This window comes from Ruegeria sp. AG7, from assembly GCF_056541545.1.
Window position 1 is genome coordinate 55914 of the sequence record NZ_JBQFYP010000012.1, and the last position, 12190, is coordinate 68103.

The 12190-nt window shown below is 59.0% G+C and carries 13 protein-coding genes; 8 read left to right on the top strand and 5 right to left on the bottom strand.

Features of this window, described 5'->3' with window-relative positions:
- Positions 1 to 38 precede the first annotated feature (38 nt).
- Entirely contained in the window at positions 39 to 335 is a 297-nt protein-coding gene (locus tag ACR0BF_RS15315; RefSeq protein WP_480625248.1) for an HNH endonuclease, read from the top strand.
- On the opposite strand, the gene ACR0BF_RS15320 is transcribed toward ACR0BF_RS15315, so the two are convergent.
- Genes ACR0BF_RS15320 through ACR0BF_RS15330 form a run of 3 tightly spaced genes read right to left on the bottom strand, consistent with a single transcriptional unit; the run spans position 336 to position 2418 of the window.
- Entirely contained in the window at positions 336 to 1073 is a 738-nt protein-coding gene (locus tag ACR0BF_RS15320; RefSeq protein ID WP_480625249.1) for a VOC family protein, read from the bottom strand.
- Positions 1070 to 1678 (bottom strand): enoyl-CoA hydratase/isomerase family protein, encoded by a 609-nt coding sequence (locus tag ACR0BF_RS15325; RefSeq protein ID WP_480517858.1) that lies wholly within the window; start codon positions 1676 to 1678, stop codon positions 1070 to 1072. Before ACR0BF_RS15325 ends, ACR0BF_RS15320 begins: the two co-directional genes overlap by 4 nt.
- On the bottom strand, positions 1675 to 2418 hold the full coding sequence (locus ACR0BF_RS15330; RefSeq protein ID WP_480474155.1) for an SDR family oxidoreductase: 744 nt from the start codon (positions 2416 to 2418) through the stop codon (positions 1675 to 1677). Before ACR0BF_RS15330 ends, ACR0BF_RS15325 begins: the two co-directional genes overlap by 4 nt.
- A gap of 140 nt (positions 2419 to 2558) precedes the next feature.
- On the opposite strand from ACR0BF_RS15330, the gene ACR0BF_RS15335 reads away from it, so the two are divergent.
- The 5 genes from ACR0BF_RS15335 to lpxK all read left to right on the top strand — a co-directional run bounded on the left by ACR0BF_RS15335 (position 2559) and on the right by lpxK (position 8598).
- On the top strand, positions 2559 to 4073 hold the full coding sequence (locus tag ACR0BF_RS15335; RefSeq protein ID WP_480625250.1) for a DUF2125 domain-containing protein: 1515 nt from the start codon (positions 2559 to 2561) through the stop codon (positions 4071 to 4073).
- Between the two features lie 168 nt (positions 4074 to 4241).
- Positions 4242 to 5588, top strand: a complete 1347-nt coding sequence (locus ACR0BF_RS15340) for a TldD/PmbA family protein (protein WP_480606303.1) — start codon at positions 4242 to 4244, stop codon at positions 5586 to 5588.
- Positions 5575 to 6375: an inositol monophosphatase family protein gene (locus ACR0BF_RS15345; RefSeq protein ID WP_480606306.1), complete on the top strand. Its 801-nt coding sequence runs from the start codon at positions 5575 to 5577 to the stop codon at positions 6373 to 6375. Before ACR0BF_RS15340 ends, ACR0BF_RS15345 begins: the two co-directional genes overlap by 14 nt.
- The gene (locus tag ACR0BF_RS15350; protein WP_480625251.1) at positions 6372 to 7610 is read left to right on the top strand and encodes a 3-deoxy-D-manno-octulosonic acid transferase; all 1239 of its coding nucleotides are present in this window, start codon (positions 6372 to 6374) and stop codon (positions 7608 to 7610) included. Before ACR0BF_RS15345 ends, ACR0BF_RS15350 begins: the two co-directional genes overlap by 4 nt.
- Positions 7597 to 8598 carry a tetraacyldisaccharide 4'-kinase gene (gene lpxK / locus ACR0BF_RS15355; protein WP_480625252.1) on the top strand — a complete coding sequence of 334 codons (1002 nt, stop codon included), beginning with the start codon at positions 7597 to 7599 and terminating at the stop codon, positions 8596 to 8598. The genes ACR0BF_RS15350 and lpxK overlap by 14 nt, the downstream gene beginning before the upstream one ends.
- Positions 8599 to 8635: 37 nt before the next feature.
- Here the strand turns inward: lpxK and ACR0BF_RS15360 are convergent, their stop codons facing one another.
- Positions 8636 to 9298, bottom strand: coding sequence for a DsbA family protein (locus ACR0BF_RS15360; protein ID WP_267365070.1), 663 nt, complete (start codon positions 9296 to 9298; stop codon positions 8636 to 8638).
- A 13-nt stretch (positions 9299 to 9311) separates the two neighbouring features.
- Entirely contained in the window at positions 9312 to 9818 is a 507-nt protein-coding gene (locus ACR0BF_RS15365) for a DUF721 domain-containing protein (RefSeq protein WP_480474162.1), read from the bottom strand.
- An 81-nt stretch (positions 9819 to 9899) separates the two neighbouring features.
- Between ACR0BF_RS15365 and mutY the strand changes: the two genes are divergently transcribed.
- Positions 9900 to 10955 carry an A/G-specific adenine glycosylase gene (gene mutY, locus ACR0BF_RS15370; protein ID WP_480625253.1) on the top strand — a complete coding sequence of 352 codons (1056 nt, stop codon included), beginning with the start codon at positions 9900 to 9902 and terminating at the stop codon, positions 10953 to 10955.
- 61 nt (positions 10956 to 11016) lie between these two features.
- Positions 11017 to 12153, top strand: coding sequence for an alkane 1-monooxygenase (locus ACR0BF_RS15375; protein WP_480625254.1), 1137 nt, complete (start codon positions 11017 to 11019; stop codon positions 12151 to 12153).
- Positions 12154 to 12190 lie beyond the last annotated feature (37 nt).

The window sequence follows — 12190 nt, forward strand, 5'->3', positions numbered from 1 at the left end:
TTGCCTTCGCCATCCATCGGCGCAAGTTTCAAACCAACATGGCGAACAACGATCCGATCTGCCCGCTCTGCGACCGCTCGATCCCCAGCGGGGGTGGCAGCCTGCATCATCTGATCCCAAAACTCAAAGGAGGCAAGGGCGGACCCACCGTTCTTCTGCACCAGATTTGCCACAAAGAAGTCCATGCCACCTTGACCGAGGCCGAACTGGCGCGCTGTTACAACACGATCGCAGCCTTGCGCGCGCATCCCAGGCTTGAGAAATTCCTGATATGGGTGCGTAAACGCCCACCCGGATTTCGGTCGAAAGTTCCGGGCAAGCGACGCAACAGGTGATCAGCCCGGCAAGACCGGATCGCCAAAGGCGTCTTTCAAAGGTGCGGCCAACCCTTCGACTTCTATTCCCCGGTAATCCGGTACAGGCGCAAACTCTGCACCCGCAAGATGCTGGAATTCCAGTGTCGTATACGGTCGTTTCCACAACCACTCGCGATTCTCGACGGCCCACAAATCGGCGTTTGGAGGGGTTTCGTCGGTAAAGGCATAGAAATGCAGATCAAAGCCATGGGGGGCCACTTCCTGCATTGACAGCAAGGACATGCCTTGCCCACACCAAAACGCGTCCTCACCCGCGATATCACTGGTCCGAAGGGTTATCTGACCGATCCGGGCCTGCGCAAACGGAGCATCCGGATCTGCCACCTGTGCCGGTTTGTTGCCTTCGAAATCATGTTGCAGCAATTCGATGACAAACCCATCGGGATCAGCCAGATGGCACATGTACCCGATATCCAGAAACTGGCTCGGCGCGCTTACCGCAGTACCCAGCGCGCGCAAATGCGCTGCCGCAAGATCGACATCAGGGACGGTAATTCCGATCTTCCAATATCTTTGGCCCCGGTCATGGGTGTATCCGCCGCCACCCGGCAGCAGCAGAAGGTCCGCATCTTCCGAGTTGTAGCCGACGCGGCAACCTGACACCTGCGGGTAAACCCGCATACCCAGAACGTCGCGATAGAATACGGCCAGTCTTTTCGGGTCAGTGACCCGCAACCGAATGGCCGAAATCCTCATGAACACATCCTTGCGATGTCCCTGGCAATAACGGGGTCAGCGTTCACGCTGTCTGTCACAAGCTCACGCGCGGTTTTCATCAGGTGATCGGATTCGACAATCCGATCAACCAGACCAAAGTCATACGCCTCTTGCGCGGTGATCTTCTGACCTGACATCAGGATCAACTTAGTTCTGGCCGGACCCACCAATGCCGCCAACCGTTTCGGATCGGACGGTTGCGGCAGAAACCCCAGCTTCATCACCGGATAGAAAAACTTGGCCGTTGGCACCGCAATGCGAAGGTCACAGGCCAAAGCCATGCCATTGGCCCCGCCAGCCAGAGTGCCGTTCAATGCCGCAATGGTCAGACAGGGCAATGCGGCGATGGCACCGGACAGTCTTTCCCAGACGTCAGAGGTGGCCAGACCGGCGCGCGCCTCGTCCAGATCGGCCCCCGCGCTGAACACTTTGCCCGCGCCCGTCAGGATCAGCGCCCGCGCGCTGGTTGCGGCCTCGGCAATCCCGGCCAGTTCATTCAGCATCGCTCCGGTCAGGGCGTTTGCCTTTTCGGGATTGTTGATCGTAACGACCCACAGGCCATCCTGTTTCGTCAGGTCGATCATATCAACCCGACCCTTTTTCGGATGTCTTCCAGGCGCAGCGAGATTTCCGTTCCCAAGTATTCGTCCGCGCCCTTGGAACACATCCACAACAGGGCACGTGCTGGCCAATCTGCAGGAATATGCGCTTCCCAATCCAGTTGACTGACCGGATTGATGCCGCTTGCCTTTATGGACCGCTGCATATCCGTGGCAACCGTCCCCGGCGACAGCCCCATTGCGCGAATGCCGTGTTGGGCTTCTTCCAGATGCAGGCATTCCGTCAGCATTTTTGCCCCGGCCTTTGACGCGCAATAATGGCTCCACGCCTCAACCGGGTTGGACGCCGCGCCGGACGAGACGGTCAGAATGCTTCCGCCCCCGGCGGCCCGCATCACCGGCAATGCCGCACGCATCCCGTAGAAAACGCCTTTGAGGTTGATGTCTATGGCTTTGCTCCAGGCCTCAGGATCGGCGTTGGAAAGATGAAAGATCGGATCGATCACACCGGCATTGCCAATCAGAACATCCAGCCCGCCGAACCGATCCACACATGTGGCCACAGCCTGCTCGACCTGCGCGAAATCGCTGACATCGCAGGCCAGCGCGATGGCCTGATCACCCAGATCAGCGGCCAAGGCATCAATCTGATCGCGGCTGCGGGCCACCAATGCGACATTGGCCCCGGCTGCGGCAAAAACGCGCCCCGCTTCGGCCCCGATGCCACGGCTGGCCCCGGTTATCAGAACTGTTTTCCCCTGCATTCGCCTCTCCTCACGCATTGTTATTGATCCCGGCAACAGGCGTAACGCGGAAACGGGGAAATGGTCCAGCCCTTGCCCCCTTGACGATAGGTGCCACAACCCCGACCATGCGCCGCAAATTGATCAAGAAGGGTTACCTTATGTCCGTTTTCCTCCACCGCAGCTGCGGTGCTGTTCTGGCTTATGCCGTCGCGACCCAGGGCGCGTTCGCCGACCTTACTGCAAATGATGTCTGGTCCGACTGGCAAAGCTATTTCACATCAATGGGCTACACCGTTACAGGCGACGAAAGCATCGCCGGTGACGTCACCACAATTTCGAACATGACACTTTCTTTGACCTTTCCGGAAGAAGACGGGCAGTTCCAGATGGTCATGCCGGAAATGACGCTGACCGAAAATGGTGACGGAACCGTTACCATCGGATTGCCCGAGAGCTTTCCCATGGACGTCACGGGAACAGCCGACGATGAAGAGTTTGCAGCCAAAGTGATTTATTCGCACAGCCAGCTGAACATGGTCGTTTCGGGTACACCCGAAGACATGACTTATGACTACACCGCTGACAAACTGGGCATTGCGCTGGATTCGATTGAAGTTGATGGCGAACCGCTGCCGAACGAGGTTTTCAGCATCGCGGTCGAAGCAGGTGATCTGGCCGGTCGGTCGCGGATGCAAATCGGCGAACACCGAAACATCACTCAGATATTCAACAGCGATACACTGACCTATAACCTGAACTTTCAGGATCCGGAAAGTGGTGAAAGCGGGCTGATCAATGGCCAACTGGGCCAACTGGCCTTTGAAGGCGAAAACGTGATCCCACTGGATTTTGACATGTCTGATCCGCAGGCGTTTTACCAAGCGGGTTTCGCCTTTGATGGCACGTTTACCTATGCATCCGGCAGCACCGATCTGAGCGGGACCAGCGAAGGACAGGCGTTCTCGATGAACAGCACCTCGGAGGGTGGGCACTTTGCCGCCAGCATCGACGCCGAGCGCATCGCCTATGACATCGCGCAGAACAGCACCAAACTGGCGGTGACAACAGCGGATCTGCCGTTCCCGATCGAGTTGTCCATGGCCAGTGCAGGGTTGAACTTCGAATTCCCGATCCAGCAATCGGACGAAATACAGCCCTTCGCCTTTGGCCTCAACATGACCGATTTCACCATGTCTGATGTCCTGTGGGGCATTTTTGACCCGGCAGGCGCGCTGCCCCGCGATCCGGCGACAATCGCGCTGGAAACGACCGGCACGGCAAAAGTTCTGATGAACATCTTCGATCCGGAAATTGACGTTGAGTCGGATGAGACTCCGGGTGAGTTACATTCGCTGAAAATCAGCCAGCTTCTGGTTTCGTTGGTTGGTGCCAAACTGACCGGTGATGGCGATTTCGCCTTCGACAATTCGAACACAGAAGAGTTTGGCGGAATGCCTAGCCCAAGCGGCGTGGCGAACCTGAAACTTGTTGGCGCCAATCAGCTGATCGATACGCTGATCGGCATGGGCCTCATTTCGGACGACGATGCACTGGGCGCGCGGATGATGATGGGTCTGATGGCTGTCCCCGGCGATGAGCCTGACACCCTGAACTCGACCATCGAATTCACGGAAGACGGTCAGATTTTGGCGAATGGCCAGCGTATCAAGTGATACCTATCTGAAAGGGCCGCGCAGTGCGGCCCTTTCCATTCCTGTGAACCTTGTGCCAAACCCGGTAGCGGCATGGATTTATCCCGATCCACACAGCACAATCCGGTCACAGGTCTTGCGGGGCGGGCGGTGCAAGGCTAGGTCCTTGGCAATCAACCCGGAGACCTCATGACCCGCTCACCAGAAGAAATCAGCCAACAATTGCTCGATGTTGCTCGCCGGGCAGGCGCAGAAGCGGCAGATGCCATCGTTCTCGAAGGGTCCTCGGTCTCGGTCGATGTGCGGGGCGGAGCACTGGAACATGCGGAACGCTCGGAAGGCGCTGATCTGGGGTTGCGTGTGTTTCTGGGCAAGCGGTCAGCCATTGTGTCCAGCTGTGACAGCCGCCCGGAAACCCTTGCGGCGATGGCCGAACGCGCCGTGGCCATGGCAAAAGAAGCGCCCGAGGACCCCTATTCCGGACTGGCGGACAAAAGCCAACTGGCCTGTGACTGGGATATTCAGCCACTGGAATTGCTGGACTCCGCCCCGGCCCCGTCCGCAGAAAGCCTGATGCAGGATGCGCTGGCCGCCGAGGCCGCAGCACTGACAGTAAAAGGCGTCACGCAGGTGTCGGATGCCGCTGCAAGCTACGGAACGCACCGGGTGCATCTGGCGGCTACAAACGGGTTTTCCGGTGGGTATGAGCGCAGCAGCCGATCCATCTCATGCGTTGCGATCTCGGGTGAAGGCACCGGGATGGAGCGCGACTATGACGGTGACAGCCGGACGTTTCAATCCGACTTGCGCGACGCGGCTGAGATTGGGCGCAAAGCAGGGGAACGCGCTGTGCAACAGGTTGGCGCGCGCAAACCGGCGACCGGCAGTTTCCCGGTGTTGTTTGATGAACGTATCTCGTCTTCGCTGATCGGGCATCTTCTGGCCGCCAGCAATGGGGCCGCGATTGCGCGCGGCGCGTCTTGGCTGAAGGATTGCCTGGGGCAAGACGTGCTGCCCGCGCATCTGTCACTGATCGAAGATCCGTACCGCCCGCGTATCTCTGGCTCGCGCCCATTTGATGCCGAAGGTCTGCCCACGCAGCGCCGGGTGATCGTGGAAAACGGTGTCCTGACGGGCTGGACACTGGATCTGTCGAGTGGCCGCAAGCTGGGAATGGACTCAACAGGCAACGCTGCGCGCGGTGTGTCCGGCCCACCCTCACCCAGCAACTGGAACCTGAGCCTTACGCAGGGAACCCGCAGTCGCGACGATCTGTTGCGCGATATGGGCACCGGTTTGCTGGTCACGTCCATGATCGGATCGACGATCAACCCCAATACGGGCGACTATTCCCGTGGTGCATCAGGTTTTTGGGTTGAAAACGGTGTGATCACGCATCCCGTCAATGAATGCACAATCGCAGGCAATCTGCGTGATATGCTGCGGCGGATCATTCCCGCCAATGACGCCCGCCCATATTTGTCGCGCGTGGTCCCGTCGCTGTTGATCGAAGGAATGACACTTGCCGGCAACTGATCTGCCCCTTCTGATTGAGGCCGCGATTGAGGCCGGCAAGATCGCTACACGCTATTCCGGGACGCAGGCACAGCGTTGGGACAAACCCGGTGGCGCCGGTCCGGTGACCGAGGCCGATCTGGCCGTCAACGCGATGCTGGAAGAAAAGCTGTGCGCTGCGCGACCGGGCTATGGCTGGCTCAGCGAGGAATCCGAGGATTCGCCCGAGCGGCTGGACCGCAGCAATGCCTTTATCGTCGATCCGATTGACGGCACCCGCAGCTTTACCGAAGGCGCGCGCACCTGGGCGCATTCGCTGGCTGTTGCAGTGGATGGCATTGTGACTTCCGCCGTAATCTATCTGCCGATGCGCGACTTGCTTTATGCTGCCGCGCAAGGTCAGGGCGCAACTCTCAACGGGCAAAAGATCACGACGTCGAAAACGTCTGAGTTATTGCAGTCGCAGGTTCTGGCCGCCAAACCAAATCTGGACGCACAGCACTGGCGCAATCAGAATGTTCCAGCCTTCCACCGCGCGTACCGACCCTCGCTTGCCTATCGCATGGCGCTGGTCGCGCAGGGGCGGTTCGACGCCATGCTGACCCTTCGCCCCAGCTGGGAATGGGACATTGCCGCTGGTGATCTGATCATCCGAGAGGCAGGCGGCGTCTGTTCAGACCGTTTGGGTCAACCGCTGATCTTCAACAATGCCCACCCCAGGCTGAATGGCGTTATCGCCGCCAGCACTGCGATCCACGCGCAACTGTCTGCTCAGCTGGACCCGATCGGGCCCGGAATCGGCGCATGAGCAAACCGCGCTCATTAAGCCTTGCCGCTTATCGGGTGCTGTCCTGGAGAATGCGGAACGGCGTTGGTGTAAAAACCGACCTGCCACGCCCCGAAGGCGAGGTCGTGTGGATGCACGTCGCCACGCCAGACCGCCTGCGGGCGGTGAGTGATTTTTGTCGCCGGTTGCTTCAGTCCCGATCCAAGCTGCATTTTCTACTGACCGCTCCGCCGGACGCGGATCTGTCTGCCTGGCCGGAATGCAGCTTTCCCCTGATCAACCTGCCTCAGGAACAGAGCGGGGCCGCGCGTGACTTTATCGAGTACTGGCGCCCAGGTATCGGGATTTGGGTCGGCGGTGATTTGATGCCCAACATCATAACCCGAGCCGATGAACAGGCCGTACCCCTTGTGTTGTTTGACGCCCAGTTTACCGTTGCACTTTCCCGGAACGCGCGCTGGCTGCCAGACATAACCAGAGTGACCTTTAGCTGCTTTCGCAAGATACTGACTGCAAATTCTGAAACCGCCCGTCACATCCGGAGACTTGGCATCCCGTTTTCAACAGTCGAAGAATCGCCGCCTTTGCGCATTAGCCCAAATCCAAGACCATGGCCAGAAGACGAGCTGATCGAAACCAACCACACGCTTGCAGGGCGACCTGTTTGGTTGGCTGCCTGGGTGCAGGACAAAGAGTTCATTTCGGTTCTGACAGCACATCGTCAGGCATTGCGCCTTTTGCACCGGCTGGTTCTTGTACTTCACGTCGCCGACGTTCACGAAGCTGCCCCCCTAAAACGGAGGCTGGAGGCGATGGATCTACGCTGTGTCAACTGGGACGATGGCGACATGATCGAAGACAGCACGCAGGTCGTTCTGACTGCGGACCCAGAAAATCTGGGGTTGTGGCACCGTGTGTCGGCAGTGACGTTCATGGCCAGTTCACTGGAACGCGGTGCAGGCGGTCAGGACCCGTCCGACGCAATCGCGCTGGGGTCTGCCATAATTTCTGGACCATTCGTGCATCGCCATCACGAGCTTTACGCCCACCTGCAACAGGCAGGCGCAGCCAAGGAGGTCAAGTCAGCAACCGAGTTGGGCGATGCCGTCGTACAGCTTCTGGCACCGGACCGCGCCGCTGACATGGCTTTGGCAGGATGGCAGATAATCACCGAAGGTGCGCCGCAGGCAGACACTCTCATCGAATTGGTGCAGGATATTCTGGACGAGAGGAGCGCAGATCATGCGGGCACCTGAGTTTTGGAACACTCCTCCGGACCAGCCGGATCTGAGGGCACGGCTGCTGGCCCCGCTGGGCCGCTTATATGCCGCAGCGACAGCCCGCAGGATTGCCTCGAAATCGGGGGAAAATCCCGGTGTGCCCGTGATCTGCATCGGCAATCTGAATGCAGGTGGAACCGGGAAAACGCCCACCGTCATCTGGACCCTCGAACAACTGGGTAATGCCTGGCACAAGCCCCATGTCGTGACACGAGGACATGGCGGGTCACTGGAAGGCCCGGTGCAGGTCGATCCGGGCAGGCACACCGCCGCCGAGGTGGGGGACGAGCCGCTGTTGCTGGCGATGTTTGCCGAGGTCTGGGTTGCCAAGGATCGGGCGGCGGGTGCGCGTGCAGCGGCCGCGGCGGGGGCAACGGTGATCGTTCTGGATGATGGTTTTCAGAACCCTTCGGTCGCCAAGGATTTCTCGATTATCGTTGTGGACGCCCAGCGCGGATTTGGAAACGGATTATGCCTGCCAGCCGGTCCACTGCGAGAGCCGGTCGATACCGGCCTGCAACGGGCCGACCTTGTGCTGTCCTTGGGTGAAGAGGCGGCACAAAAGGTGTTTGCCAACAACTGGAAAGACCGGTTGACCGTTCCTCATGTCACCGGGGCAGTCGAACCCCTGCAAACCGGTATGGATTGGTCAGAAACGCGTGCGTTGGCGTTTGCAGGAATCGGCTATCCCGAAAAGTTCTTCCAAACCCTGCGTCGGTTGGGTGTGGATCTGGTCCGGGCCGAGGCATTGGACGATCACCAACCGTTGACACAGGCCCTGATGACCCGGCTGGAAAACGAGGCGCGTTTGCTGAGCGCTCAGATGGTCACCACCGAAAAAGACGCCGTTCGCCTGCCGCCCGCTTTCCGAAGCAAGGTGATCACTTTGCCGATTCGGCTTCAGATTTCAGACGCCGACGTGGTCAGGGACATGCTTTTGAAAACCGTCCCTTCACCAAAGTAACTCAGGCTGGCCCCCGGTGGCGCCAGCCGGGTTCGGGTCAGCTGCCGAGCTCTGCTTCGATCAGCTTTTTGAAGTCCGCGTAGGACTGATTGTCAACTTTCTTGCCGTTCACGATGAAGGACGGGGTTGCCTGAATTCCATCGCGTTCAGCGTTTTCCTGATACCACGCGGCCAATGTCCGCGCCTTGGTGCCATCCTGCAAACAGGCCTCAAGCTGGTCGCCATCAATACCTGCCAGACGACCAATCTTGCGCAGTTCATCGACGATCTCGGCCGGGCCACCTGCGCGCGTCCATTCTGCCTGACCTTCGTAAATCAGATCAGTGATGCCAAAGAATTTCTCGGGGCCGGCACAGCGGGCCACCATCGACGCCCACAGACCGTAGCGATCAAAATAGACCTCACGATAGGTGAACTTGACCTTGCCGGTGTCAATGAAATCCTTCTTGAGCTGTTTATACGCGCTCTTGTGGAAATTCGCGCAATGCGGGCAGGTGTAGGATGCGTATTCGATGATTTCGACAGGCGCCCCTTCGGCCCCCTGAACCATGTCAATGATTGTGGATGTATCCAGGTCCGCCTCTTGCGCCTCGGCGGCACTGACCAGCGGAAAACTTGTGTTGGAATTTGACAGCGACACCCAATAGCCGCCAGCGGCCACGGCGACGGCCGCGCAGATTACGGTTGCAATACGGCTCATTCTCAGCCCTTTCTCAGCGTTTCTGTTTGGATAAAACGTTGCGCCCAAGACGTTCAAGGGCCGCGCGCAAATCTTCATCATTTACACTGCGTGACACTTTGTCTGCCTCGGCAGCAATCTCAGGTGCAATCTCGGGTATTGCCTGTTTCGGTTTATGGTCGAAACTGGCCTGCCCCTCGGCAAATCCGGTCGGAGCGGTCTGGGTGATCCGGACACGGCTGATGGCATTATAGCCGTAGACCGCGTTCACTTTACCACGCAGCTGTTCCTTCTGCATTTCCAGCATCGGGGCCTGCGGGCCTGTGGTCAGAACGGTCAGGGTCGCGCCGAAACCGCCTTTGCCATAGCCGACACTGACTGGGCGCGCGATGGCGGCGGTATCCTGACCCACGATCTCGGCCCAATGGGTCAACAGACGTGAGACAGCAAAGCCCCGGCTTTCCCCGGCGCGCCTGATCTGGTCATTCAGCAAAGACGCGGTGCGCTTGAACCCGCGGGTTGACGAACGTCTGCGTTGCATCTGGTTTCCAACTCCTGCGCCGCTATTGTAATAGGCAGAACACCGGGTGCCAGCGAAACCTGACAGGGAGACGAATAAAACTTGCGTGATTCCTTTGAATTCACCGCCAGCGCTGCGCTTCTGGAGTGGTATGACCACAACGCTCGCGCCATGCCATGGCGCACAGGACCGGCAGAGCGCGCCGCCGGGGTACGCCCTGACCCCTATCGGGTCTGGTTATCCGAAGTGATGTTGCAACAGACGACTGTAGCAGCGGTGCGGGATTACTTTCTGCGCTTCATGACACGTTGGCCTACGGTTCAGGCGTTGGCCGCCGCGCCGGATGAGCAGGTCATGGGGGAATGGGCCGGTCTTGGCTATTACGCGCGTGCGCGCAACCTCTTGAAATGCGCCCGCGCTGTGACATGGGATCACAATGGTCAGTTCCCCGATACATATGATGCGCTGCTGACGTTACCCGGCATCGGCCCTTATACGGCTGCGGCAATCTCGGCCATCGCCTTCGATCAGCCTGAAACGGTTCTGGATGGCAATGTCGAACGCGTCATGGCCCGATTTTACGACATCCACGCGCCGCTGCCCGGCTCGAAACCCCTGCTGAAGGAAAAAGCCTCAGCGCTGACACCTTCTACTCGGCCCGGTGATTACGCACAGGCGGTCATGGATTTGGGGGCCACGATATGCACGCCGAAATCCCCGGCATGTGGCATTTGCCCGCTGCGCGAACCATGCGAAGCGCGGATCGCGGGAACACAGGCTGATCTTCCCCGAAAAACACCGACAAAGCCCAAACCCACCCGTCGCGGTCACGTTTATATTGTGCGCATGTCAGATGGGGCCATGCTGCTGGAGCGCCGACCGGACAAAGGTCTGCTGGGCGGAATGCTGGGCTGGCCCGGAACGGAGTGGGCTGACGATCCGGTCGAGCACCCCCCGCTTGCGGCAGATTGGAAAATGGTGCCGGGCGAGGTGCGCCACACCTTTACGCATTTTCATCTGATTTTAAGAATCTGGGCCGCGGAAACAACCGGTCAGGATGTTCCCGAACACTTGATCGCAGTGGGAAAGCACAGCTTCCAACCCAGCGACCTGCCCACGGTGATGCGCAAAGCCTATGATCTGTGGAAAGGACAATAAGACCGCTGTGCATTCCTTGGCCTCGCGGCTAGGCTGTTCCCATCTAGCAGGAGCACCAGAGATGACCGCAACAGTCTCGTTGGCACGCTGGCAATCAGCATCACCCTTCTGGGTGTCCCTGCTGTTGATCCCGCTGATCTGGTTCACTGCTTTCGCGGGCGGATGGTGGGTTTTGCTGATCCCGATCTCGACCTGGTGGGTCTTTGCCGTGCTGGACCGGATCACCGGGCTCAACGTGGAAAATGCGGACCCCGAGACGCCGGACGGCGATCTGCAACGGTACATCCTGCTGACCAAGCTTTGGGCACCCCTTCAGTTCCTTACCTTGTTTGGCCTGATCTGGTACGCGAGCCACGGCAGCCAGCTTTCGACGCCTGAGAAAATCGGCCTGTTCTTTGGCATGGGTGTTATCTCGGGTACGGTCGGTATCAATTACAGCCACGAGCTGATGCATCAGAAAAGCCGTTGGGAACGCTGGCTGGGCGATATCCTTCTTGCCATGGTGCTTTATTCTCATTTTCGGTCCGAGCATCTGCTGGTCCATCACCGTTATGTAGGAACGCCACGCGATCCGGTGACGGCGCGATACAACGAAGGGTTTCACCGCTTTTACCCTAGGGTGTTGCGGCAAAGTCTGGTCTCGGCCTTCAACGCCGAACGCGGAAAACTGGCCCGCAAGGACCGACCCTGGACCGACCGCTCCAACCCGTTCTGGCGTTACTGGGCGTTGCAATTGGGGATGCTGGCACTGGCGTCGCTGATCGGAGGCTGGTCAGGTCTGGCCCTTTTTCTGTTGCAGGCCGGTGTCGCGATCTGGCAGCTGGAATTGGTCAACTACGTGGAACATTACGGCCTGACCCGGAAACATCTGGGGGACGGGCGGTATGAGCACGTCCTGCCCAGGCATTCCTGGAACGCCTCACAGAAGGCTTCAAACTGGTTGCTGATCAATCTGCAACGCCATTCGGATCACCACTACAAACCAAACCGCCGGTTTCCGCTGCTTCAACACCACACGCCCGAAACGGCACCGCAACTGCCCTATGGCTATCCCGTCATGACTGTGGCTGCGATGATCCCACCGCTGTGGCGGCGGGTCATGAACCCGCGGGTCCGGGAATGGCGACGCCAGTACTACCCCGAGATCACCGATTGGCACGCCTATAACAAGGCCCTGAACCCGGTACCTGATGCGTAACCGATGCGCAGCCCTGCCCATCAGGCTCAGCGCTTAG

Bases quoted from the DNA above. Each gene is read 5' to 3' on its own strand.
- ACR0BF_RS15360 (WP_267365070.1), bottom strand. From the start codon at position 9,298: ATGAGCCGTATTGCAACCGTAATCTGCGCGGCCGTCGCCGTGGCCGCT.
- lpxK (WP_480625252.1), top strand. From the start codon at position 7,597: ATGCGGGCACCTGAGTTTTGGAACACTCCTCCGGACCAGCCGGATCTG.
- ACR0BF_RS15350 (WP_480625251.1), top strand. From the start codon at position 6,372: ATGAGCAAACCGCGCTCATTAAGCCTTGCCGCTTATCGGGTGCTGTCC.
- ACR0BF_RS15340 (WP_480606303.1), top strand. From the start codon at position 4,242: ATGACCCGCTCACCAGAAGAAATCAGCCAACAATTGCTCGATGTTGCT.
- ACR0BF_RS15375 (WP_480625254.1), top strand. From the start codon at position 11,017: ATGACCGCAACAGTCTCGTTGGCACGCTGGCAATCAGCATCACCCTTC.
- ACR0BF_RS15335 (WP_480625250.1), top strand. From the start codon at position 2,559: ATGTCCGTTTTCCTCCACCGCAGCTGCGGTGCTGTTCTGGCTTATGCC.
- ACR0BF_RS15325 (WP_480517858.1), bottom strand. From the start codon at position 1,678: ATGATCGACCTGACGAAACAGGATGGCCTGTGGGTCGTTACGATCAAC.
- ACR0BF_RS15365 (WP_480474162.1), bottom strand. From the start codon at position 9,818: ATGCAACGCAGACGTTCGTCAACCCGCGGGTTCAAGCGCACCGCGTCT.
- ACR0BF_RS15315 (WP_480625248.1), top strand. From the start codon at position 39: ATGGCGAACAACGATCCGATCTGCCCGCTCTGCGACCGCTCGATCCCC.
- ACR0BF_RS15320 (WP_480625249.1), bottom strand. From the start codon at position 1,073: ATGAGGATTTCGGCCATTCGGTTGCGGGTCACTGACCCGAAAAGACTG.
- ACR0BF_RS15330 (WP_480474155.1), bottom strand. From the start codon at position 2,418: ATGCAGGGGAAAACAGTTCTGATAACCGGGGCCAGCCGTGGCATCGGG.